Origin of the sequence: Neobacillus niacini NBRC 15566 (genome assembly GCF_001591505.1) — a bacterium.
Taxonomy (GTDB): Bacteria; Bacillota; Bacilli; order Bacillales; family Cytobacillaceae; genus Neobacillus; species Neobacillus niacini.
Map to the genome: position 1 here is coordinate 204,537 of NZ_BCVA01000005.1, position 24,066 is coordinate 228,602.

At 40.4% G+C, this 24,066-nt stretch carries 25 protein-coding genes, 2 pseudogenes and 1 other annotated feature; of the genes and pseudogenes, 22 read left to right on the plus strand and 5 right to left on the minus strand.

Going from position 1 to position 24,066, the window contains the following annotated elements; translation table 11 throughout:
• Nucleotides 1-144: 144 nt before the first annotated feature.
• Nucleotides 145-1,110: an SMP-30/gluconolactonase/LRE family protein gene (locus tag BANA01_RS07095; RefSeq protein ID WP_034674982.1), complete on the minus strand. Its 966-nt coding sequence runs from the start codon at nt 1,108-1,110 to the stop codon at nt 145-147.
• Nucleotides 1,111-1,420: 310 nt separating this feature from the next.
• Here BANA01_RS07095 and BANA01_RS07100 point away from each other — a divergent pair, with 310 nt between their 5' ends.
• From BANA01_RS07100 to pheA, 10 genes are all read left to right on the plus strand, one after another.
• Nucleotides 1,421-2,206, plus strand: a complete 786-nt coding sequence (locus BANA01_RS07100) for a M23 family metallopeptidase (protein ID WP_034674979.1) — start codon at nt 1,421-1,423, stop codon at nt 2,204-2,206.
• A complete protein-coding gene (locus tag BANA01_RS07105) occupies nt 2,199-3,065 on the plus strand; it encodes a M50 family metallopeptidase (RefSeq protein ID WP_034674976.1) in 867 nt (288 codons plus the stop codon). The genes BANA01_RS07100 and BANA01_RS07105 overlap by 8 nt, the downstream gene beginning before the upstream one ends.
• A 45-nt stretch (nt 3,066-3,110) precedes the next feature.
• Nucleotides 3,111-4,571, plus strand: coding sequence for an Rne/Rng family ribonuclease (locus tag BANA01_RS07110; RefSeq protein WP_034674974.1), 1,461 nt, complete (start codon nt 3,111-3,113; stop codon nt 4,569-4,571).
• Between the two features lie 48 nt (nt 4,572-4,619).
• Nucleotides 4,620-4,701 (plus strand) — a sequence feature (ribosomal protein L21 leader region).
• A gap of 12 nt (nt 4,702-4,713) precedes the next feature.
• Complete coding sequence (gene rplU / locus BANA01_RS07115; protein WP_034674973.1) at nt 4,714-5,022, plus strand: 50S ribosomal protein L21; 309 nt, start codon at nt 4,714-4,716, stop codon at nt 5,020-5,022.
• A 15-nt stretch (nt 5,023-5,037) separates the two neighbouring features.
• Nucleotides 5,038-5,367, plus strand: a complete 330-nt coding sequence (locus BANA01_RS07120; protein ID WP_034674971.1) for a ribosomal-processing cysteine protease Prp — start codon at nt 5,038-5,040, stop codon at nt 5,365-5,367.
• Between the two features lie 12 nt (nt 5,368-5,379).
• Complete coding sequence (gene rpmA / locus BANA01_RS07125; protein WP_034674968.1) at nt 5,380-5,673, plus strand: 50S ribosomal protein L27; 294 nt, start codon at nt 5,380-5,382, stop codon at nt 5,671-5,673.
• A gap of 212 nt (nt 5,674-5,885) precedes the next feature.
• Nucleotides 5,886-6,416 (plus strand): sporulation initiation phosphotransferase B, encoded by a 531-nt coding sequence (locus tag BANA01_RS07130; RefSeq protein WP_034674965.1) that lies wholly within the window; start codon nt 5,886-5,888, stop codon nt 6,414-6,416.
• 43 nt (nt 6,417-6,459) lie between these two features.
• A complete protein-coding gene (gene obgE, locus BANA01_RS07135; protein WP_034674963.1) occupies nt 6,460-7,749 on the plus strand; it encodes a GTPase ObgE in 1,290 nt (429 codons plus the stop codon).
• Nucleotides 7,750-7,838: 89 nt separating this feature from the next.
• A complete protein-coding gene (locus tag BANA01_RS07140) occupies nt 7,839-8,294 on the plus strand; it encodes an ACT domain-containing protein (RefSeq protein ID WP_034674960.1) in 456 nt (151 codons plus the stop codon).
• A 47-nt stretch (nt 8,295-8,341) separates the two neighbouring features.
• Entirely contained in the window at nt 8,342-9,190 is an 849-nt protein-coding gene (gene pheA, locus BANA01_RS07145) for a prephenate dehydratase (protein ID WP_034674957.1), read from the plus strand.
• Nucleotides 9,191-9,538: 348 nt separating this feature from the next.
• Here pheA and BANA01_RS07150 read toward each other — a convergent pair whose 3' ends face one another.
• Nucleotides 9,539-10,078 carry a transcription repressor NadR gene (locus BANA01_RS07150; protein WP_034674954.1) on the minus strand — a complete coding sequence of 180 codons (540 nt, stop codon included), beginning with the start codon at nt 10,076-10,078 and terminating at the stop codon, nt 9,539-9,541.
• 39 nt (nt 10,079-10,117) lie between these two features.
• On the minus strand, nt 10,118-11,248 hold the full coding sequence (locus tag BANA01_RS07155) for an IscS subfamily cysteine desulfurase (RefSeq protein WP_034674952.1): 1,131 nt from the start codon (nt 11,246-11,248) through the stop codon (nt 10,118-10,120).
• A 110-nt stretch (nt 11,249-11,358) separates the two neighbouring features.
• Between BANA01_RS07155 and nadB the strand changes: the two genes are divergently transcribed.
• From nadB to safA, 4 genes and pseudogenes are all read left to right on the plus strand, one after another.
• The gene (gene nadB, locus BANA01_RS07160; RefSeq protein WP_034674949.1) at nt 11,359-12,936 is read left to right on the plus strand and encodes an L-aspartate oxidase; all 1,578 of its coding nucleotides are present in this window, start codon (nt 11,359-11,361) and stop codon (nt 12,934-12,936) included.
• Entirely contained in the window at nt 12,905-13,750 is an 846-nt protein-coding gene (gene nadC / locus BANA01_RS07165) for a carboxylating nicotinate-nucleotide diphosphorylase (protein ID WP_034674946.1), read from the plus strand. The genes nadB and nadC overlap by 32 nt, the downstream gene beginning before the upstream one ends.
• 5 nt (nt 13,751-13,755) lie before the next feature.
• Nucleotides 13,756-14,853, plus strand: coding sequence for a quinolinate synthase NadA (gene nadA / locus BANA01_RS07170; RefSeq protein WP_034674944.1), 1,098 nt, complete (start codon nt 13,756-13,758; stop codon nt 14,851-14,853).
• 140 nt (nt 14,854-14,993) lie between these two features.
• Nucleotides 14,994-15,149: pseudogene (gene safA / locus BANA01_RS30755) on the plus strand (SafA/ExsA family spore coat assembly protein); the annotation flags it as partial.
• A 164-nt stretch (nt 15,150-15,313) separates the two neighbouring features.
• Here the strand turns inward: safA and BANA01_RS30760 are convergent.
• Nucleotides 15,314-15,493 (minus strand): annotated as a pseudogene (locus BANA01_RS30760) (pentapeptide repeat-containing protein); the annotation flags it as partial.
• A gap of 1,517 nt (nt 15,494-17,010) precedes the next feature.
• On the opposite strand from BANA01_RS30760, the gene BANA01_RS07180 reads away from it, so the two are divergent.
• The 3 genes from BANA01_RS07180 to BANA01_RS07190 all read left to right on the plus strand — a co-directional run bounded on the left by BANA01_RS07180 (nt 17,011) and on the right by BANA01_RS07190 (nt 19,490).
• Nucleotides 17,011-18,003 carry a phosphotransferase gene (locus BANA01_RS07180; RefSeq protein ID WP_082799422.1) on the plus strand — a complete coding sequence of 331 codons (993 nt, stop codon included), beginning with the start codon at nt 17,011-17,013 and terminating at the stop codon, nt 18,001-18,003.
• Nucleotides 18,004-18,106: 103 nt separating this feature from the next.
• Nucleotides 18,107-18,808, plus strand: a complete 702-nt coding sequence (locus tag BANA01_RS07185; RefSeq protein WP_034674941.1) for a YhcN/YlaJ family sporulation lipoprotein — start codon at nt 18,107-18,109, stop codon at nt 18,806-18,808.
• 130 nt (nt 18,809-18,938) lie between these two features.
• Entirely contained in the window at nt 18,939-19,490 is a 552-nt protein-coding gene (locus BANA01_RS07190; RefSeq protein WP_034674939.1) for an intercompartmental signaling factor BofC, read from the plus strand.
• A gap of 273 nt (nt 19,491-19,763) precedes the next feature.
• Here the strand turns inward: BANA01_RS07190 and BANA01_RS30525 are convergent, their stop codons facing one another.
• On the minus strand, nt 19,764-19,898 hold the full coding sequence (locus BANA01_RS30525) for a hypothetical protein (protein ID WP_268875056.1): 135 nt from the start codon (nt 19,896-19,898) through the stop codon (nt 19,764-19,766).
• Between the two features lie 98 nt (nt 19,899-19,996).
• Here BANA01_RS30525 and BANA01_RS07195 point away from each other — a divergent pair, with 98 nt between their 5' ends.
• From BANA01_RS07195 to BANA01_RS07215, 5 genes are all read left to right on the plus strand, one after another.
• On the plus strand, nt 19,997-20,719 hold the full coding sequence (locus tag BANA01_RS07195) for an SDR family NAD(P)-dependent oxidoreductase (RefSeq protein ID WP_411833780.1): 723 nt from the start codon (nt 19,997-19,999) through the stop codon (nt 20,717-20,719).
• The gene (locus BANA01_RS07200) at nt 20,719-21,747 is read left to right on the plus strand and encodes an S-adenosylmethionine:tRNA ribosyltransferase-isomerase (protein ID WP_034674933.1); all 1,029 of its coding nucleotides are present in this window, start codon (nt 20,719-20,721) and stop codon (nt 21,745-21,747) included. The genes BANA01_RS07195 and BANA01_RS07200 overlap by 1 nt, the downstream gene beginning before the upstream one ends.
• A 12-nt stretch (nt 21,748-21,759) precedes the next feature.
• The gene (locus tag BANA01_RS07205; RefSeq protein ID WP_034674930.1) at nt 21,760-22,131 is read left to right on the plus strand and encodes a VOC family protein; all 372 of its coding nucleotides are present in this window, start codon (nt 21,760-21,762) and stop codon (nt 22,129-22,131) included.
• Between the two features lie 91 nt (nt 22,132-22,222).
• Nucleotides 22,223-23,332, plus strand: a complete 1,110-nt coding sequence (locus BANA01_RS07210) for a GAF domain-containing sensor histidine kinase (protein WP_034674927.1) — start codon at nt 22,223-22,225, stop codon at nt 23,330-23,332.
• Between the two features lie 12 nt (nt 23,333-23,344).
• Nucleotides 23,345-23,986 (plus strand): response regulator, encoded by a 642-nt coding sequence (locus BANA01_RS07215; protein WP_034674923.1) that lies wholly within the window; start codon nt 23,345-23,347, stop codon nt 23,984-23,986.
• Nucleotides 23,987-24,066: the final 80 nt, after the last annotated feature.

Below are 24,066 nucleotides of genomic sequence, written 5' to 3' on the forward strand. Positions count from 1 at the left end.
TAAAATAATTGGTAATATATGTATGAATTACAATCCCCCTTTGAAAAATGTACAAAAAAGAAGGCTACCACAAAAGTTTTATTTTGCGACAGCCTCCGATCATCCGAGAGATATGTTGAAGGGATACCTATTTCTTGCCTAGGTCTATTGCAAACCGTATGGCAGCAAACCTTCTTTTTTAACCTTGATGCGCCAAACTTCATTTTTCGATGATTCGGTAACATACAGATAGCCATTATGAAAAGTCAGGTTAGTAGTAAATGTTCCTGCATCTTCAGGCAGGCGAATACTACCGTACTTAAATCCACTCGCATCCACTACAACAATTTCACCAGCTTGGAAATGGGCCACATAAAGATTACCCTCTTTATCCACAGCTAGTCCATCTGGTCCAATTCCACCCTCAAACTGAGCGAAAGCAAATGCCATTTCCCGCTGGTCTTTCGCAGTCTTCGATGGAACGGAGATAATTCGGTTGCTGGCAAATTCAGAGATATATACACGCTGTCCATCAGCAGAAATGGCTATACCATTTGGATAAGCAATGCCCTCTTGAAATAGCTGAGGCTCGGTACCGTTTGGCGGCAAATAGAAGACACGGCCAACAGGATTTGTTACGCTTGATCCAAATGGCTCGGTAAAGTAAAGCCCTCCCGCTTCATCAAATACCAGGTCATTAAGTCCTTTCAAAGGCGAGCCTTGGTATGAATTAACAATGGTCGTACGCTCTTTGGTTTCGGTGTTATAAGCATAAAGTTCTCCTGTGCCATCGGTGATAAAAAGGCGTCCGTCCTTATGAAACTTTGCCCCGATAGGAAATTTATACTTTTCCACAATTGAAACCTTATCTCCCTCAACCTTCATAATTTCGCCCGTGGCCGGACTGACCATCCATATTTGGCCGTTACGGTCAAAGTTAATCCCTTCCATAAATCCGTTGCCAGTGGCTACCTTTTCCCACTTGCTATTAGGATGAACAATCTCAGAAATAGTGTGTCTGTCCTTAGTTGGAACAGGCTTAGAAGGATATAATGATTTTGCACCAGCCATTGTTACAGTTACAAGGGAGATAATAATTAATAGTGTTATTGCACCTAATCTTTTTCTCATTTCAATATTTCCTCCTTATGTACTTGTGTTGTGAAAACGCTATCTGAATATTAAACTAGCACTTTAATAAGTGTGTAAACAACGGTAAAAACTATCTGAATTTTTGTTGAAAGTAGTAACATTTTTCTGGTATCAAGGAAATCTATTCTGTAAAATTAATTCTTTTGTTAAGTTCAGTATAAGGCAAGGTGCTAACCGAAAAATGTGAGTAGCACAAACCATAGTCTCCTTAAAAATTACCGAGTAGGCATACTCTTGAGGACAACCTCATAGACTTGTACAAAAAGGTCTCTAAAAGGTTGGTGGGATAATGCGGTCTACTCCTGAAGAAATACGGCGACGAATCGCAAAGCGGAAAAGAGAAAAAGGGTCATCAGGAACAGGTCCAGAGCGTGAAATTAATTGGCCGGGGGATGATGAAAAGTACGAATTTAATCATTATTCCTCATACGAAGCAGGCAAGGACGATGGCATTCATCCCTTGTTTAAAAAGGAAGTTTTTATTTTTAAGATTTTAGCATCAGCTGTCTTATTTTTAGTCATTGCCATTATGTTCCGTGAAAACTCAGCAACATTTGCTCCAGCTAAGGATTTTGTTATGAAAACCATGGAACAGGATTTTAAATTTGCCACAGTATCAAAATGGTATGAAGACCAATTCGGTAAGCCATTAGCTCTGCTGCCATTTACAGAGGAAGAAAAAGGCAGCGAGAAAAACGTAGTCGAGAAAAACCACGATATACCGGTGTTTTCAGGGAAAGTCCTTGAAAATTTCGAGAAAAATGGACAGGGCATTATGATTGAAACAGCAAATGGTGCAGCAGTGGAAGCCATGAAAGAAGGAAATGTCATGTTTGCTGGTGTTAAGGAAGACACGGGTAAAACCGTCATCATCCAGCACGCAGATCAAACGCAATCTACTTACGGGAATCTAGAGGAAATTAAGGTTAGTTTATATGAATTTATTGAAACGGAAACGGTCGTCGGCACAGCTTCAGAATCAACGGGTGAAGACAAAACGAAGGGTAAGTATTATTTTTCGATCAAAAAGGGCGATGATTTCATCGACCCGATTCAGGTGATTCGCTTTGAATAGAATCATATATTTATTACAACATGTTTATATCCATCCTTTGTTATGGTTTGTCATCGCAATATCGATTGCTACAGCACATTTCCTCGAAGTATGCCTGCTAATTGGCATCATTTTCATCCATGAAATGGGGCATGCTGCTGCGGCTTCTTTTTTTTCATGGCGTATAAAAAAAATCACTCTCCTCCCATTTGGCGGGGTGGCTGAAATGGAGGAGCACGGGAATCGGCCATTAAAGGAAGAGGCGATTGTTGTTCTCGCTGGACCGCTTCAGCACATTTGGATGGTGGCATTAGCTTTTGCGCTATTCTCATTTGATTTGATATCTGAGGATTTGTTTCAATTATTTTTTTACTACAACATTATGATTTTTATCTTCAATCTGTTTCCAGTTTGGCCGCTCGACGGTGGAAAGTTGATCTTTATGTTTCTTTCTTTAAAAAAGTCATTTCCCATAGCTCACCGGCTAACATTAATCATTTCTTTCTTTAGTGTTGGAATCTTTTCTGCAGTAACGCTCCTAGCAGCTCCGCAACAACTAAACGTCTGGATTATCGTCGGCTTCTTATTATTCTCGCTTTACCATGAATGGAAGCAGCGCCGTTATATTTTTATGAGATTTCTTCTCGAACGTTACTATGGTAAAAATAGCGACCTACAAGCCCTAAAGCCCATCCAAGCCAATGAGCAAGACTTGCTCATTGATGTGTTAGAAAAATTCCAACGCGGATGCAAGCACCCGATTATTGTTGAGAGTGATGGCAAAGAAAAAGGGATGTTGGATGAGAATGAACTGCTGCATGCGTATTTTTCGGAAAAACGATTAACAGATAAAATCAGTGACCTTCTTTTTTCTTACTAAAGGGTTATAATATAAACTATTAGTAAAAAAAGTGAGGAAGCCGGATTGGATAAACTAATTATTAATGCCATTTCAAGAGAGAAAAGATTTGCAGTCGTTAAGAATAATACAGTTGAAGAGATTATTTTTGACCGGCCAGAGCAGCGATCTCTGGTCGGTGATATTTATTATGGGACCGTAACCAAGGTGCTGCCCGGAATGAATGCAGCATTTATCGATATAGGCGAAGAGAAAAATGCCTACCTCCATCGTGATGTGCTAGCGTCATATGTTTTGTCACCGGATCGGAGTATCGAAAAAGAGAAGAAAAGTGTATCATCCTTCGTTCACCAGGGAGAAAAGTTAATCGTGCAAGTAGATAAGGATGCAACAGGTCCTAAAGGTGCTAGAGTGACGGGGATTGTTGAGTTGCTTGGGGACAACCTTATTTATATGCCTCAAGGTCGCTATGTGGCAGTTTCTAAAAAAATTGTTGATGAAAAAGACAATCTTCGCAGTTATGGGACGAAACTGAAAAGTGAAGAAGAAGGCCTGATTTTTCGTACATCAAGTACCTCAGCCACTTATGAGGAAATGGTAAACGAACTAAGTACCTTACGAAGCCAGTATACAGAATTACTGGAGAAAGCTGCTTCTTTTAAAAAGCCAGGGATTCTATATCAAAAAGATACCTTTACCGAATTGGTACTTGAATACGTCATGAAAATGTCATCAGGCGAAGTGTTTATTGATGACCTTTCCATAAAACAACTTATACAATCGAGAAATCCTAACCTAAAAGTTACTTATTATAATGGGAAAGAAAATATTTTCACCCTTCATCGAATTGAGCATGAAATTGATAAAGCACTAAAGAGAATCGTATGGCTCGACAATGGGGCCTATCTGATCTTCGATGAGACAGAGGCTTTAACCATAATTGATGTTAATACCGGGAAATTCTCGGGTAAAAATGATTATCAAGATACCGTGGTAAAAACCAATACCCTTGCCGCAATTGAGATTGCCCGTCAGTTGAAACTGCGTGATCTAGGCGGAATCGTCCTGATTGATTTTATCGATATGAAAAACGAAAAGGACAAGCGTTACATACAAGAAACCATTGAGAAGGAATTCCAGAAGGATAAAACTAGAACTAAAATCATGGGTTTTACCTCACTTGGTATTCTGCAGCTAACGAGAAAGAAAACCAAAGTCTCACTTTCAGAAGCGCTTCAAGAAAAATGTCCTGTTTGCGAAGGGACAGGAAAAATATTAAGTGCAGATACGATTGCATTTCGATTGGAACGGGAATTGTTAGAACATAGAAATTCTGATGCAGAAGCAGTATTAATTGAAACTACCTTAGAGGTAAAATTGGCGATCGAACCACACCTTGATATGATAGAAGAATGGATGAAGTTTAAAGTGTGTTTTTCGATTCAGTCATCTGCGACACATTACTATGTAATAAAACAATTTGGGAATCTTGACGAGATAGCGCAAAAAGCTGGAGAATCCTATTGACACTTTTGCCTATAACATGATAAACTTTTCAATGTTATGTTTGTAGCACCCGTGCTACAACCGCACAGAACAGGTAGTAAGACTTATGCGTTCGCATTAGCGCCTGTATTTGGCGAGTCTGAGTTTATAAGGAGGTGCAAGTATGTACGCAATTATCGAAACAGGTGGTAAGCAAATCAAGGTAGAAGCTGGTCAAGCTGTCTACATCGAGAAGCTTAACGCAGAAGCAGGCGAAACAGTTACATTTGATAAGGTTTTATTCGTTGGCGGAGAAAACGTAAAAGTAGGAAGCCCATTAGTTGAAGGCGCTACTGTTACAGCTAAAGTTGAAAAACAAGGCCGCGCTAAGAAGATCATCGTTTTCAAATACAAAGCGAAGAAAAACAACCGTAAAAAGCAAGGTCATCGTCAGCCATACACTAAAGTAGTGATCGAAGCGATCAACGCATAAGGTGTTGGACAATAGATGATATCTATTAAAATTAATCGTTCTGAGTCCGATTCAATTCAATCATTTACAATAAGTGGTCATGCATTCTTTGCTGATAGGGGAAAGGATATCGTCTGTGCAGGCGCATCCGCAGTATCCATCGGCGCAATCAATGCGGTACATGCCTTAACAGGTGTTACGCCTCTGATTGAGCAAGGAGATGGCTTTCTCCGCTGTGTTGTTCCAGATAAACTTCCGGATGGCACTCATGAGAAGGTTCAGCTTCTTCTAGAAGGAATGATTATTTCATTGCAGACGATTGAAGAAGAGTACGGAGAACACATAAAAATAACCTTCAAAAAGTAGGAGGTGGAATACATGTTATTAAAATTAGATCTTCAGTTGTTTGCATCTAAAAAGGGAGTAGGTTCTACAAAGAACGGACGTGACTCTATCGCAAAGCGTCTTGGCGCTAAGCGTGCAGATGGTCAATTCGTAACTGGTGGTTCAATCCTTTACCGTCAACGCGGTACAAAGATTTACCCAGGTGAAAACGTAGGCCGTGGCGGTGACGACACTCTATTTGCGAAAATCGACGGCGTTGTTAAATTCGAACGTTTAGGTCGTGACCGTAAAAAAGTGAGCGTATATCCAACAGCTCAAGAAGCGTAAGCTTTCTATGAAAACTCTAACCTGATTGGTTAGGGTTTTCTTTTTTGAAAAATAAGGTAAAATTATCCAATAAAACTCCAATTTGATCTCCCGAAAATAGCCTCAAAGTACCTCAATTGGAAAACATTCGCGCAAAATTGCTTACTCATGTGAACTTTTTTGATATACTAACAGAAAATAGTTTTTTCGACACTTAAGCTAGGAGTGCGATTATGGACAAAGAATGGGATATCGTTGAAGTGCTGCGGCACTCACGGCATGATTGGCTGAATAGACTTCAGTTAATCAAAGGGAACTTGGATTTAGATAGAATTGATCGGGCGAAAGCATATATAAATGAAATTGTAATTGAAGCACAGCATGAATCGAAGCTGTCGAACTTTCGTTTGCCACTATTTGCCTCCTTGCTTTTGAAATCAAATTGGGAAAATCATCTATTTCAGCTTGAATATGAGGTTCTTAACGATTTAGAAGCAGTGGAAATAAATGATGACATTCTGTCTAATTGGACAAAATCCTTTTTTATTTGCTTGGATCAGGCGATTGAGGCCTTTCAAGAAAATCATTTATCAATCACAATTCAACCGCAATCAGATGGAGTTCGTTTCTTTTTTGATTTTAGCGGAATAATAATAAAAAAAGAACTGATTGAACAATTCCTGACTGGATCTCAAATAGAAGTGACAGTAAAGGAATTCTCAGAGAACGAACTTGGGTTAGAAGTCTTTATGTCGGTGATGTAGGCTTTTATTTCGTTCGTTTATCAGTCAAATCAGGAGGATTCACATGTTTGTCGATCAAACGAAGATTTACGTAAAAGGCGGAGACGGCGGTAATGGAATGGTTGCGTTTCGTCGTGAAAAATATGTTCCAATGGGCGGACCTGCTGGCGGAGACGGCGGTAAGGGTGCCAATGTGGTTTTTGAAGTAAATGAGGGCTTGCGTACGTTAATGGATTTTCGTTATCAACGCCATTGGAAAGCCCCACGTGGTGAGCATGGAATGTCCAAAAATCAGCACGGGAAAAACGCCAAAGATATGATTGTTAAGGTACCGCCAGGCACAGTAGTTATGGACGCAGAAACAAAAGAAGTCATTGCCGATCTTGTGGAGAATGGTCAGCGTGCAGTCATTGCCAAGGGAGGACGTGGAGGAAGAGGAAATTCCCGTTTTGCTACCCCTTCAAATCCTGCGCCAGAACTTGCTGAAAATGGTGAACCAGGTCAAGAGCGCGATGTTATCCTTGAGTTAAAGCTGCTTGCTGACGTTGGATTAGTTGGATTCCCAAGCGTTGGGAAATCAACCTTATTATCGGTTGTTTCATCAGCCAAACCTAAAATTGCTGAATATCATTTTACAACGATCGTGCCAAACCTTGGGATGGTGGAAACAGAAGATAACAGAAGCTTTGTCATGGCCGACCTTCCAGGATTGATTGAAGGTGCGAGTGAAGGTGTTGGACTAGGACATCAATTCTTACGTCATATTGAACGGACACGGGTTATCGTTCATGTCATTGATATGGCTGCGATGGAAGGACGCGATCCTTATGAGGATTATCTGACCATCAATAAAGAGCTAGAAGAGTATAATCTTCGCTTAACAGAACGTCCGCAAATTATTGTTGCCAATAAAATGGACATGCCGGAAGCAGAAGAAAACTTGCGAACATTTAAAGAGCGCCTTGAAGAGGATTTCCCAATTTTCCCAATTTCTGCTTTATCAAGAAAAGGCTTAAGAGAGTTATTATATGCGATTGCCGACAAAATCGAGGAGACTCCAGAATTTCCGCTTGATCATGAGGAAGAGGAAACAGGAGTTAATCGCGTTCTTTATAAACATGAGGCAGATCCTGAGGCGTTCTATATTACCAGAGAACCAGATGGCTCATTCGTTATTCAAGGGGAAAAGGTTGAAAAATTATTTAAGATGACCAATTTCCAAACGGAAGAATCTGTTCGTCGTTTTGCTAGACAGCTTCGTGGTTTAGGGGTAGACGAGGCTTTACGGGCAAAAGGTGCAAAAGATGGGGATACCGTAAAATTATTAGACTTCGAATTTGAATTTGTTGACTAAATAATAACATGTCTTTGAGAAATTCTAGCTAGAGCGCCCCGATTTCGTTACACGGGCGCTTGTGCTTTTCAAATCGGGTGGGTAGAGAGATGAAAAATGAAAAATTTGATAAAAAATTTTACTTAATTAGAGAAGACGTCTTGCCTGAAGCGATGAAGAAAACACTCGATGTGAAGGAAATGCTCGAAAGGGGTAAGGCTGAGTCTATTTGGGATGCGGTGCAGCAAGTAGACTTAAGCAGAAGTGCCTATTATAAATATAGGGACACGGTATTTCCATTTTCCACGATTGTTAAGGAACGATTAGTTACGCTCTTTTTTCATCTCGAAGATCGTTCAGGTACTTTGTCTAAGCTTCTTAGTGTAGTTGCTTCTTCTGGCTGCAATGTGTTGACCATTCATCAAACAATTCCATTGCAAGGAAGGGCAAACGTTACACTTTCGTTGAATACCACCGAGATTTCTACCGATATAGATGAACTGCTTTCAGAACTGCGTAAGCTGGAATTCGTAGAGAAAGTTGAAGTGCTTGGAACAGGAGCATAATGAAATTTTAACAACAGAGAGATTTTTGTTAGGGAGTGTGTGAAATCATGAAAGTTGGTTTTTTAGGACCAAAGGCAACCTTTACCGAATTAGCGGTAAAAAAGGTTTTTCCTGGATTTGAGCTTGAACCATACCGTACCATTCCTGAATCTATGGATGCGGTTGTGAGTGAAAAAGTGGAGCTGGCCGTGGTTCCTGTTGAAAATACCCTTGAAGGTACAGTCAATATTACATTGGATTATTTAACCCATGTGGTTCAATTGCCGATTGTCGGGGAAATCACCATTCCTATTAAACAGCATTTGATGGTTCACCCTGATAACCAAGACATGTGGCAGAATGTTCATAAGGTGTACAGTCATTCTCATGCGATTGCACAGTGTCATAAGTTCTTACATAATCAGTTCCATGGAATTCCATATGAAAGTGTCAGTTCGACTGCTGCGGCAGCGAAGATGGTGATGGATCACCCTGAACAGCGTATTGCTGCAATCGCGAACGAATTGGCCGCTGAAGAATACGGATTATCGATTGTTCAACGTGACATTCATGATTTTGACCATAACCATACTCGCTTTTTTGTCCTATCAGAAAAGGGAATTAATTTTGAGGAGTTTAGCGGATCATCCCATTATAAAACAACTCTTATGGTCACACTACCGACAGATAAGGCCGGAACGCTGCATATGGTTCTATCTGCTTTTGCGTGGCGAAAAATAAACCTGTCAAAAATCGAATCAAGACCTATGAAAACAGGAATTGGCAATTATTTCTTTATAATTGATTTGGAAATGAAGCTTGATGAGGTATTAATTCCCGGCGCAATGGCCGAGCTCGAAGCACTAGGGTGCGGAGTTACTTTATTAGGTAGCTATCCATCTAAAATGATTAAATAAAATTGGGTGTAAATATTTTTAGGGGCATGATTTCACATAAGGAATCATGCCTTTTTTTGTTAAATTTATGTTCAATTTGAGAATGTGTTGCTACAAAATCGGACAATCTTTGGATGAAGGACAAAACTTCAAGATGAATTGGAGGATTAGTCCTTCATACCCCAGATGAAGGACAAAACTTCAGGATGTATGGAAGGATTAGTCCTTCATACCCCGGATGAAGGACAAAACTCAGAAGAACTGTCCTTCATAACAACACTAGGAGGCAATTGAATTGTTATTGTTTAGCCAAAAAATAAACCATCAAAAAAAAGCAGCCAATCTTCGTTTGGCCACCATTTATTGCGTTTAGTATTCAATTAAAAAACCAGCTTCCTTCAAAGCCGCTTCCGTTTTGTCAAGGGTTTGGATACTAGACGCCGCAATCGTATGAAGATGAATCCCGCCAGTTAATTCCGATAATAATGATGCCTTTGTATTTTGAATATTTTCCATGAATTGTTTTACCTCTTGGCGATTGGATACCATAATAGAAGCGGTTAAATCCCCGTAAACCGCATGCTCAATTTTAACATCTTTTACTAATGCACCATGATCGACCATTAAATTTAGCTCATTAACCGTGTCATCTGGTGAGTGCTTACATGCGATGATACGCTCGATTGTTGGTGCGCCTGCATTTTGCTTGAAATATAAATAGCCTTGACTGGTTGCGATGATTGGCTCCTCTTTTGCTTTAAGGAGTGTAATATCTCCAACAATTACTTGCCTGCTTACATTTGTGCGTGTTGCTAACTCGCTTCCTGTAAGCGGCACCGAGCTGTCCTTTAACAGTTGAAGAATGAAAGCTCTCCTTTCATCTCCAAGTATCTTTTTTTGTTCACCCATAATTACCACCTCGTATTTCTACCCTATTTTAACATAATTCTAACGTTTAAATTCTTTTACGATATCGACAATAGTTTCCCCAAGCTTCACAACATCTTCCCTCTTGGTTGTCTTCCCAAAAGAAATACGGATAAATTCCTTCGCCTCTTGTGAACCTAATCCTAAAGCAACGGTCACTTTGGCAGGAGCCTGCATGCCAATTTGACAGGCGCTTCCGGTTGAAATCGCGAACCCATAGCGATTGCATTCAAGCATTATCCATTGTCCCTCAATACCAGAAACCCTTAACCCAATAATAGATGGCAACTGTGAGCCTGTATCAGCTTGATAAACATGAACATATTCCTTGATAGGGTCAAGCGATTCCAACAAAATCGTACGAAGCTCTAAAAATCGATCGTGGCTTTGTACAAGTTGGTCATTTAATTTTTGAGCTGCTGCAGTCATAGAAGCGATTGCAGGCACGTTAACCGTACCTGGTCTGAAACCACTTTCGTGGGATCCTCCCGGAAAAAAGGCTTTCCAAGAAATTGCTGGATCCACATACACCCCGCCAATACCTTTTGGACCATATATTTTATGTCCAGAGAAGGAGAAGCTGCTCACAAGCGGAGTAATCTTTTTTAAATCGACTTTTCCAAAGGATTGAACAAAATCACTGTGAAAATGAATGTCATGCTCTCTGCAAATACGAGCAATTTCTGCAATCGGCTGAATCGTACCTATTTCTGAATTAACATGCTGCACGATTACTAGAACCGTTTCAGAGGTAATGGCACGCTCCAATTCTTTTACGTCAATGAGACCAGAAGCAGGAAGCGGTAAATACGTAATGCTGTATCCTTCTAATCGGTTGAGAACACCATGGATAGATGAATGCTCAGCCATGCCGGCAATGATGTGCTTCCCAGCTTTTTTAGGAGCTGACAACAGCGCCTCAATCGCTAAAAAATTGCCCTCAGAACCACCGCTTGTAAAGTATAACCCTTTTTTATTAATTCCTAATAGATTCGCCAGCTCTTCACGGCAATTCTCTAACAAGTCCAGTGACTGCCCGCCAATATCGTGGAGGGAACTAGAATTTCCAAAATACTCAGTTGAAGCCTGCACAAACACCTCTGCTGCTTCAGAATCTAACGGAGTAGTAGCTGCAAAATCAAAATAAATCATTAGTAATCTCCCATACTCTCATTTTTTTATTACCAAAAAAAATCTTGATATTAGTTTAAATCTATGTAAATATAGATGTCAAGACACCTGTTAATCCAGGAGGAGTCAAGATGACAACAAATGATGATGTTTTAATTTTAGGAAGTGGGATCGCTGCACTACAGTTAGCCTCGCTTTTAAATAAGGATTTGAATGTGAGGATACTCACAAAGGACAAAATAAGAACAGCCAATTCTTATCTTGCTCAAGGCGGTATTGCCGCAGCTATCGGTGAGCATGACCATCCAACTAAACATATTGCGGATACCTTTGAAGCAGGAAGATATCACAATAATCAAGAGGCGGTGGAACAAATCATTCGTGCCGCACCTAGATTGATTAAGTTCATTTCTGAACAAGGATCTGTCTTTGATAAAAATCAAGATGGTGAATTGCTGCTTGGAATGGAAGGGGCACATAGTGAAAAGCGAATTGTTCATGGCGGCGGAGACGCAACGGGCAAAAACGTTGTCGAATTCCTTATTAGCACGTTGAAGGAAAATGTCACTATTGAGGAAGAAGTATATGCTTATGAGCTATTGATGAATTCAGAGAAACGTTGCATTGGTGTAAAAGCTAAAATGCCAGAGGGTGCAATAAAGAACTACTATAGCAAGAATACGATTCTAGCAACAGGCGGCTGCGGGCAATTGTTCACCTATACTTCTAATGCCGATACAGTAAGTGGTGATGGAATCGCAATGGCCTATTTAGCAGGTGCTGAAATCGTTGATATGGAATTTATCCAGTTCCACCCTACACTTTTATATTTAAATGGTGAAACAAGAGGGTTAATTTCTGAAGCTGTACGGGGCGAAGGTGCGGTTCTTGTCACGGAAGATGGCAATCCGATTATGGAAGGTGTTCATCCACTCAAGGACCTTGGCCCAAGGCATGTTGTATCGCAGAAAATCTATGAATATCTTAAAAAAGGCTGCAAAGTATATTTAGATATTAGTAAAATTGAAAACTTTAAGCAGAGATTCCCGTCGATAACAGCCATTTGTGAAGATAACGGTCTTCAGTTATCAGAGGGGAGAATTCCCGTTGCTCCCGGCAGTCATTTTTTAATGGGAGGAATTAAAACAGATTTATTTGGCCGGACTTCAATAAAAGGGCTATATGCGATTGGTGAAGCTGCATGCACAGGATTGCATGGTGCCAACCGTCTTGCCAGTAATTCCTTGTTAGAGGGGTTATATATGGGAGAAAAGTTATCATCCATGCTAAATGAGGATGTCTATGAAGATATACTCTGGACTGCAATCACTTGTCCATTCCACCCGCATGAAAAAGTAACATTACCAGACGTACAAGAAATAAAGGATACGATGATGGAACGGGTTGGTATCGTCAGAAACGAGGCAAATCTTCAAAACCAGAAAGTTTGGTTAGATACCTTTAAGCCCCAACAAATAAATAATCTTGATCTTTATTCTGTAGAAGAGATAACAAAGATTTTTATGCTGATTATCGCAACTTTAATTACCGAAGCTGCTCTACAACGAACAGAAAGCCGTGGAGGTCATTTTCGAAGTGATTACCCAATGGAAGACGACCATTATTGGTTAAACAAAACCATTATTCATAAAATTAGCCGGGGAATGGAGAGTAACCATGAATACATTGAAACTGCGCTCGCTACTTGAGCAATTTTTTATCGAAGATATTGGGGAACAGGATATTACCACTGATTTAATTTTTGCAGACGATACAGAAGGGGAAATCGTCTTTCTCTCAAAAGACAACGGAATTTTTTGTGGAGAAGAAATTATTAAAACGGGTTTTAAACTTTTGAATCCTGATATTGAAACGCAGCTTTTTGTGAAGGACGGTCAAAACATTGAATTCGGCCAGAAGCTTGCAACAGCCTCTGGAAAAATAGCTGATTTATTAAAAGGTGAAAGAGTTGTCCTAAACCTGGTTCAAAGAATGAGTGGGATTGCGACTCTTACACGTAAAGCTGTTTCCACATTGGATAGTGGCCATACCAAAATTTGTGATACTCGGAAAACGACACCGGGCTTAAGGATGCTTGAAAAATATGCTGTTACTGCTGGAGGAGGCTTCAATCATCGTTTCGGTTTATATGACGGAATTATGATTAAAGATAATCATATTTCATTTGCCGGCTCAATTACCAATGCAGTAGAAAGTGTTCGCAAAAAAGCAGGTCATATGGTGAAGGTAGAAGTTGAAGTTGAAACGGAGGCTCAGGTGAGAGAAGCTGTCAGCGCCGGTGCAGATGTGATTATGTTTGATAATCGTACTCCAGACGAGATAAAAGAGTTGATTAAACTAGTTCCTTCAGGATTTATAACGGAGGCTTCAGGCGGGATTCAATTAACCAATTTAGCTAGTTATCGTGATACCGGTGTTGACTATATTTCACTTGGACTCTTAACACATTCATATAAAGCACTCGATATAAGTGTAAAAGTTCTCTTTAGGGAAGGGGAGTAATAAACGTGAGTATTTTAGCAGCGATGCAAAAGAATAAAATGATTCCTGAAAAATACAAACAAATGTCAAAGGAAGAGTTAGAGGCTAGAGTCATTGAAGTGAAAAATAAGCTAGGCTCAAAACTTTTTATCCCAGGTCATCATTATCAAAAAGATGAGGTAATCCAGTTCGCTGACGCAACTGGAGACTCCTTAAAACTTGCACAACTATCTGCTGAAAATACCGAAGCAGAATATATTGTTTTCTGCGGCGTTCATTTTATGGCCGAAACGGCAGATATTCTTACAAATGATAACCAAAAGGTTATTCTCCCAGACATGCGTGCAGGCTGTTCAATGGCTGACATGGCAGACATTGATCAAACTGAAAAGGCATGGGAAATCCTACAGGGGATTTTTGGTGACAGTATTCTTCCATTAACATATGTGAATTCTACTGCAGCGATTAAATCTTTTGTAGGTGCTCATGGCGGTGCCAGTGTGACCTCTTCAAATGCGGAGACAATGGTTAAGTGGGCATTTACCCAAAAAGAACGGATTTTATTTTTACCTGATCAGCATTTAGGTCGTAATACTGCGTATGACTTGGGTATTGGTTTAGATGAAATGGCAGTTTGGAATCCAATTACGAATAAGCTTGAATACGAAGGCGATTCTTCAAAAATAAAAGTCATCCTTTGGAAAGGTCACTGCTCTGTACATGAGAACTTTACGGTTCAGAATATCCACGATACGCGCAGCCAATATCCAAATATGACAATCATAGTTCATCCTGAGTGCCGCCGTGAAGTCGTGGAATTATCGGATATGGCTGGTTCAACAAGTTATATCATTAATGCCATTGAAAAGGCAGAGCCAGGCTCTGAATGGGCAATCGGAACGGAAATGAATCTAGTTAATCGCCTCATCCAAAGTCATCCTGATAAAAAAATTATTTCTTTAAATCCTGCAATGTGTCCGTGTTTAACCATGAACCGTATTGATTTGCCGCATTTAGTGTGGAGTTTGGATACATTAGAAGAGACAAATAATACGATTAAAGTGGACGCGGAGATTGCCGCAAATGCTAAATTAGCGCTAAATCGTATGCTACAAAACGCATAATGATAGGGTAGGTGCAATTTTTAAAAAATTGCATCTATTTTTATATTTGAAGGGTTGATTCATATTTTTGGGAAAAAAAGCATAAGTTTTTCTGAAGAATGTTAGCACTTTGCCTATCATCACATAGAATATATGGACTTATGCATAGGAGGGAAATCAGAGTGAAGATCCATATCGTACAGAAAGGGGATACTCTTTGGAAAATCGCCAAGAAGTACGGCGTGAATTTTGAAGAGCTGAAAAAGATGAATTCACAGCTCAGCAACCCTGATATGATTATGCCCGGTATGAAAATAAAAGTCCCAACAACAGGTGGAAATATAAAAAAAGAAGCGCCTATGGGAACAAAGCCGGGGGCCACAATCAACTTAGGCGCCAAAAAGGAAATGCCGATTGCCAAAGAGAAACCAAAAGAAATGCCGATTAAACCAGCTCCAAAAAAGGAGGTTCCGATAAAAGAAGCTCCAATCAAAGAGGCACCAATCAAAGAGGCACCAATAAAAGAAGCACCAATAAAAGAAGTACCGATCAAGACAGCACCAGTAAAAGAAGTTCCAATAAAAGAAGTACCGATTAAGGAAGCTCCAATAAAAGAAGCACCTAAAACACCATATACTCCAAAAATGCCTCTGCAAATCATCCCAGAAATCGATATTAACAACTATTATCTAAACAACATGACGAATATTGAGGTTAAACAGCCTCAACTGCCGCCAAAACCAACAAACATACTTCCTGAAATAAAACAACCAGTAAAAGAACCGATAAAAGAACCGGTAAAAGAACCGATAAAAGAATATTCAGTCATGCCTGTACATGAAGCCCCGATGGAAAACCAGCTGCCTGTACAACAGCAAATGCCGCAAGATTATTGTGTACCTATCACACCAATCATGCCTGGAGCAGGGTTTTGTCCGCCACCACCACAATGGTGTCCGCCGCCTCCTTGTCCGCCAATGTCGGTTATGCCATATCCTCAAGTTCAAGGAGCGGCAATGCCACAGGGACCTAATATGTTACCGAATCAAGCTGGGCCAATGCCAGGAGTAGCAGGTGCGCAATATATGCCACATGGATTTGATGATGAATCTTCATCTTTCATGCCGCAATTACCGATGACAAACCCAATGCAAGGGGGAATGGGGCAAATGCCAATGGGCAGCCAAATGCCAGGAGGAATGGGCCAAATGCCAATGGGGGGTCAAATGCCAGGAATGGGGCAAATGCCAATGGGCGGTCAAATGCCAATGAGTGGTCAAATGCCAGCTATGGATCAAATGCCAATGGGTGGTCAAATGCCAGGAGGAATGGGCCAAATGCCGATGGGCGGTCAAATGCCAGGAATGGGGCAAATGCCAATGGGTGGTCAAATGCCAGGAATGAGCCAAATGCCAATGGGTGCTCAAATGCCAGCAGATGGTCAAATGCCTTATTTTGATGAAAGTCCAGCTGATGTACCTGTAGGATCAACAGGAATGCAAGGAATGGGAGCTCCAATGATGAACCCAAGTTTCGGTCAGCCGGGCATGGGAGGTCCAATGGGAGCAGGCTTCAGCCAGCCAGGAATGGGAGCTCCAATGATGAACCCAGGCTACGGCCAGCCAGGAATGGGAACGCCAATGATGAACCCAGGCTACGGCCAGCCAGGAATGGGGGCTCCAATGATGAATCCAGGTTTCGACCAGGCGGGAATGGGAGCGCCAATGATGAATCCAGGCTTCGGCCAGCCAGGAATGGGAGGTCCAATGGGAACAGGCTTCGGCCAGCCGGGAATGGGAGCGCCAATGATGAATCCAGGTTTCGGCCAGCCAGGAATGGGAGCTCCATATAGTCAAATGCCTTTCGGATACCCGCAAACGGGTCCTTCTCCCCAGGTGATGGGAGCACAAGATTTTGAGTCCCCAGATATGGGAATGTCATATTCTGGCGGGCATATGCCAGCAATGCACCAGCAATTTCCTGCTCAGGGAGGCATACCAGTTGGGGCAGGTGGTGACTGCGGCTGTGGTGGACCACAACCACAAGCTATACAGGCGCAACCCTTTGTGCCGCCGACGCCGCCTATTTACAGTGCGCCGTATACAGGACCAGCTAATGTAGCGCACCCTCCATTTATGAACCCATATGGAATGGGACCGATGGATGGAATGCGTTACGATGACGAAAGCAATGAGTATGACTTTTAATCAAAAAGGAGACGATGATTATTTCATTCGTCTCCTCTCTTATTTACGTTCGCAATTTAAAGAAAATATTGTGGAAATGGTACCTTATCGGAAAAGTGTAATTTGGATAAAAACCGATAAAAGTTCGTATATGCTTAAAGGGTTTTACACAAATAAACGTCTTCGGCTCCAAGAGGCCTTTACCTCAACCCTTAGAAAAGAAGGATTTTCAAAAACCTATCTCTTTGTCCATCCCCAATTAAAAGAACCACTCTTTTTTGAGGGGGCCTATTTTGGATGTATGGAATACATTACTCCAAATAAAATACCTTTTTCATTTCAATCTCAGAAAAATCGACAGGAGGGACTTGAACTTCTAGAGCAGTTTCATCAAGTAACTTCAACGTTTGAATCACGTTATCGAACACTAATTCCAAAAGGGGTCATTATTGAAAAATATAAAGACAGAGGTAAAACGTTCACATCGAACATTTCTACCTTAAAATATTTTATTAATGATAAAATATTGGCGGAAATGATTGGTTGGGCAAACTGGTCCCTAAGTGGGATGGAAAAAAACAGGTCTCTTTTTTCAAATGAACCATTTTGCATTCTTCACGGAGATGTGGCACATCATAATTTCTTGCGTGATTCCCATGGGGTATTAAATCTAATTGATTTTGATTTAATTAGTATTGGTCCAGCCTCTTTAGATTATTTACAATATGCGAATCGAATTCTTCCAAGTTTGGACTGGTCATTTGAAAGACTTGCCCAGTTTTCACAATATGAAGAACTGTTAAAAGAGAAGGCATTTCTACACGCATTAGCCTATCCTGCTGATATTTTCCGTGAATGGAACAGGCTTATTCGTGAAGGTTCGTATAGAGATCATCAAAAATATAAACAAGTCATGGAATTAACAATTGGTCAGTTTTATTCACGGAAAAAATTTATTGATGAGTTAAAAGTGATGACGAACTAATTTTCATGGTCTATTCTGGAAGACATGAAATCCCCTCAAAGCTCACAACCTAACAATGAGCATATTTAATTATGCTCATGAAACTAGCGAGGGGGTTTTTCGCTTGAATTTGAAACAGTGGATGATTCCTCTGTCCGCCTTACTAGCTGTTGGGCTGTCAGGTTGTACTAATGATGACAGTGCTGCTAGAAACAATAATAACAAAAGTATGGGACAGCCGGTGGGCTACTATTCCGATGAAAATCATAAAAATGGCTCTAATGGTATGCCTGGGGATAACGATGGTCCATTCACAGAATTAATGGATCACACTCTTGGTGTTGAAAACCAAACGAATAATGAAGAACGCAGGAAGCAATTTAATAACAGAGATGAAAATGGAAATCCACCGAACCCAACAAAACCGCTCGCAAACCATGACCATAACTTTTTCCAAAGAGACAATAAGTTTAGCACTAGTGACGCGAATTACCATGGTCATATGAATCAAAGATTAGGGAACACAGGTACCACCACAAAACCGGAATCACAAGATCGTATAACAGAAAGAATTAAAAGCAGAGTGGCAGACGTTGAAAACGTCCGTGAAGTCCGCTCCGTTGTTTATGGGAATTCTGTTATGGTTTCGGTTAAATTAGAAAACAGTAAGAATACTGAAGAAACTAAAAGAGCTATCCAGGACGCCGTTCGGCCATTAGCTGGCGGCAGATCTGTTCAAGTCATCCTTGATGATGGTGCACTTGGACGTGAAGGTAACAGAAACAATGATTCCCAGCCTTTAGAACCTAATAGCCGTAAACGTTAAAATGTTAAAGAGACAAAGCTGAAAATAGCTTTGTCTCTTTTCATTTTTACTTAAAAGGATAAAAAGGGAAAATAAGGCTAAACTAGTACTGAAGCAGAGTTAGATCTCTAATAATAAGAGGTGATTATGCATGAGGTTCAATTGGGTAGCTCAGTATCGGCTTGGTTTAGCCTTTGTTACGGTTGTTCTCTTCATGTCTTTCGGAATGGTGCCAGGAGTACTAGTAACTGGTTTCGCCGAACAAATGGAAAACCATCAGGATCAACAAAATTCGGAACCTCAGCAATTGACCATTATTTTGGAAAGAATCTATCTTGATGGTGAAATAAGTGAGGAAGTAGTTTTTGATTCTTACTGGTCTATTGAAAACTTTTGGGCTAAGTATGATCAATGGCAGCTAGTTGACATTGATGAATCAACTATGGTGTTTAGAAAACAAGTGGATGACATATCACCACTACTAAAAACGAATGGTTATTTTGGAATTACGGATGATGGTGTGTTGACCATTTATAATGGCCGTCCAGATCCATCCCGAATCATCCAATCTTTTTTTCAGATAGATGTGAAAAAACTCGAAAGTAAAAAGCAAGAAGAACTGATTCAAGGTATTCCCATTAAGACAAGAGATCGCTATGTAGAAGTACTAGAAACGTTTAAACCCTATTCGCTGCAAGAATAATACGGTTAGAGATTGGACCGGAATATGGTTTATGAGGACAAATATTGATTACCCGAAAGAATTTTGGGCTTCATGAACGCTTCATGAGGCCCATTTTTCCGTTTTCAATAAGATTTTGGTCTTCATGAGCCATCCATGAGGTCCTTTTTGGCGTATAAAAAGAATCATAGGCTTAATGAACGCTCCCAGGCCACTTTTACTGTTCAATGAGATACCGGTCTTCATGAGCCATCCATGAGGTCCTTTTTTGTGAATAAAAAAGAATTTTGGGCTTCATGAACGATTCATGAGGCCCATTTTTACGATTTCAATTAGATTTTGGTCTTCATGAGCCATCCATGAGGTCCTTTTGGGCGTATGAAAAAGAATCTTAGGCTTCATGACTTCAACATCATCTATTTTTCTCATCCTAAAGTTGTAGATAAACTTCAAGCTTTTTTCGGAGGGAAGTATTTCCAATATCCTTTAAGCTAAAGACATCAAGTTAAACACTTAAAGGAGCGATTATAGTGAAAAAAGTAGTTATGATTACAGGTGCGTCTAAAGGCTTAGGAAAAGCGTTAACACTGGCATTTGCGAGAGAAGGAGCACGGTTAGCGATTTGTTCGAGAACAGCGAAAGGGTTGTCAGCAGTTAAGGAAGAAGCAGAGGCATTAGGTGCAGAAGTACTTGCTGTCACAGCAGACGTATCATTGACTAGAGATGTAGAACGATTTGTCGCGTTGACAGAAGAGGCGTTTGGTCAAATTGATATTCTCATAAACAATGCTTCGATTCTCGGTCCAAGTCCAATGCCGCTGTTACTCGATTATCCTGAAGAAGACTTTGCTGAAGTCTTACGAGTAAATTCGATTTCGCCATTCCTCGTAACAAGAAGAGTTATTCCTGGAATGCTGCAGCGCAATCAGGGATCTATCATTAATGTAACGTCAGAAGCAGGGCATGTTGGTTATGCAGGCTGGGGAGCATACGGTATTTCAAAATTTGCTGTTGAGGGACTAACTGAAACCTGGGCAGATGAATTAAGCGCAACGAATGTACGAGTCAATATGGTGGATCCGGGAGAAATGGATACAGAAATGCACCGATTAGCGGTTCCTGAATCTGATTATCCATTAGCAAAACCAGACGATGTCATCGGTGTGTTTTTATATTTAGCTTCAGATAAGTCATCTGGAATAACAGGACAACGGTTTGAAGCTCAAGAGTTTACAAGGGAGGGATTATGATGGGAGCAACTGCATTTGATTTCTATTTACCTTCTGAGTTAAACGCTTCTCATCCGCCTGAACGGAGGGGCATTAGAAGAGACCATGTTAGGATGATGGTTTTAGATAAAAAAACAGGTTTTGTCAGCCATGATAACTTCTTTCGACTTGCTGATTATCTCAATCCTGGAGATTTGATTGTCATGAACAACAGCCGAACTGTGCCTGCAATCTTAAATGCCAGCTTATACAGACACACAAAACGTATCCAAAAACAAGTTGAAATCAGACTTGCAAGAAGATGCAATGAAGAGACTTGGGACGCACTAATTGTAACAGATGATGCTCAATTGGGTGATATTCTACAATTTTCATCTGATCTATCAGCGATGGTAATGGATATAAAAAAAGATTCCCCGCTCAAAACGATCCTTTTCTCCAAAAAAGGAACAGAATTGTTTAATTGTATATATGCAATCGGAGAACCGGTTCGTTATGAATATATTCATAACAAATGGGGGCTGGATTATTATCAAACGGTATTTGCGAGCCATCCAGGCTCAGTCGAAATGCCTTCTGCGGGCAGAGCTTTCAGCTGGGAACTGCTATTTCACCTTCAGAGAAAGGGGATCGAACTGGATTTTATTCAGCTTCATACGGGGCTTAGCTATCTGTTGGATGACGAGTTGGAGACATCGCCAACTGATAATTACGAAGAATATCATTTATCCGAAAATACCATTGAAAAAATTCGGAAAACAAAAGCGTCTGGCGGCAGGGTCATTGCAGTTGGGACAACGGTGGTAAGAGCAATAGAAAGTGCAGGTATTACTGGTGACTTGAATGGTGTAACGAATCTTTACATCAATAAAAATTTTAGGTTGAAAATGGTAGATGGCATCATTACAGGTCTCCATGAACCGAAGGCGAGCCATTTGGATATGCTTACTGCATTCGTACCGCAACATTTGTTATGGAATGCCTATGAAGAAGCGATTGCCCAGCGTTACTTGTGGCACGAATTTGGGGATATGAATCTAATTCTATAAAGGGGAATTCCTATGCACATGCACCATTTTGGGATTGAAGTAAAAGATTTAGAGACATCCGCTGCATTCTATCAGAAATATATTGGTCTTCAAGAAGAAAGCAGTTTTCTTTTTTCTGGGGAGAAAATTGTCTTTCTAAAAGAAAAGGACTTTCGGCTGGAACTCATTTCTAGTTCAGAGCAGCCAACTAGTAACCCTTCATCCGTTCACTTATGCTTTCAGGTAGATAGCATAAATGAAGTTATCTTTCGGTTTAATGAAAATGGCATTTTTTCTATTGAAGGTCCCTATAAGCTTGAAAATGGCTGGGAAACTGTTTTTTATCAGGGTCCTGATAATGAGGTAATCGAGTTCATACAGATTGGCGGAAAAGCTGACAAATGATACGTCAGCTTTTTCGTTACTTTCTGCTTGCCTATAAGATTGTGGTGAGACTATGATTTAAACAATAGATATAAATTTGGGAGAGGTATAAATGTCCAGAAATGAAGAAATCGGGATCTTAAAAGAAATTGCTGAATTATTGAATGAAGGAACAGATTCGAAGACCGTTTTAGCAGCGGTATTAAAAAAACTATTAAACTTGACGGGACTTCAAACCGGTTGGATTTTTTTAATTGATGAAAAAGGGTCACATCAGCTGGCAGCCAAAGTGTCACTCCCAGAGGTCTTAGCAGAGAACGGAAACAAAAGAATGTGTATGGGTGATTGCTGGTGTGTAAGCCGCTACAATAATCGGAAATTGAACAAGGCAGTGAATATTATTGAATGCCAGCGAATAGAGAATGTCATTCTTGAAGAAGCAGGTGATACAGGGGGGCTGACACATCATGCAACTGTCCCATTGAGAGCGGGGAACGAGCGATTTGGCTTATTAAATGTCGGATCACCGAATAAGACTCACTTTCAGAAAGATGAACTGGCATTACTCGAGGCTGTAGCCTTTCAAATTGGCACCGCACTAAAAAGAATAAAATTAACTCAAAGAGAGCAGGAGACAGCACTCATTTCTGAGCGGAATCGGCTTGCCAGGGATCTGCATGATTCTGTTAATCAGTTACTTTTCTCGCTAAGCTTGACTGCTAGAGCCGGCAGAGAAATGACAGAAAACGAAGAAGTAAAGGAAACCTTCTCCTATATCCAGGATCTCGCCCAGGAAGCACTTGGTGAAATGAGAGCACTAATTTGGCAGCTAAAACCACAGGGACTTGAAAACGGAATAGTAAGTGCATTAAGCAGCTATGCGGAAATGCTGGGTTTAACCATTGAAGCAAAATTAACTGGAATCTCAAGCTTTCCTGAAAAAGTGGAGGAAGCACTATGGAGAATCGGACAGGAGGCGCTTGGCAATTGTAAAAAGCATTCTCAAACCACTCATGTGTCGTTATCTTTGTATCGGAGTAGCGATTCTGTAACAATGACCATTCAAGATAGGGGCTGCGGTTTTTTTTATGATGGGGGGCTTGAACTGCCGTCGTTCGGCTTAAAAAACATGAAGGCACGAACAGAGGCTTTAAACGGGACGTTCTATATAGATAGTGAACTAGGAAAAGGAACAGAAATTCAAATAAAAATACCAATCTAGGGGGGAGAAACAATGGGGATTCGAATATTAATTGCAGATGATCATCATGTTGTAAGAAGAGGACTGGCTTTTTTTCTAAAAACACAAAAAGATATAGAGATTATTGGCGAAGCGGGAAATGGCAGAGAAGCGGTCGAACTTGCACGAACATTGAAACCTGACCTTATTTTAATGGATCTTGTAATGCCAGAAATGGACGGAATACAGGCAACCCAAATAATAAAAAATGAACTGCCAGAAATCAAAATCATGATGTTGACAAGTTTTTCTGATCAAGACCATGTGATTCCAGCTTTAGAAGCTGGTGCCTCAGGCTACCAATTGAAAGACATCGAGCCGGATGAATTAATTAATTGTATTAATAAAATCATAAATGGCGAAAATCAGCTTCATCCAAAAGCCACCTCCCATCTGCTTGCTAACCTATCGAATAAAGAAAGTAATGAAAAAAATTCAATTAAACAGCTAACAAAAAGAGAATTAGATGTCTTGAGGGAAATTGCCAGAGGCAAAAGTAATAAAGAAATTGCTTCCTCACTATTCATTACAGAAAAAACGGTGAAAACGCATGTTTCAAACCTCTTGTCGAAGCTTGAATTAGCAGACCGAACGCAAGCCGCTCTTTTTGCTGTTAAAAACCAACTCGTAGAATAACCTGGGAATCTATCGTAGCCAACAGAGGGTTCCATCTGACTGAAAAAGAAAAAAGTGAATGTTTCGGTCAAGTGGAGAAG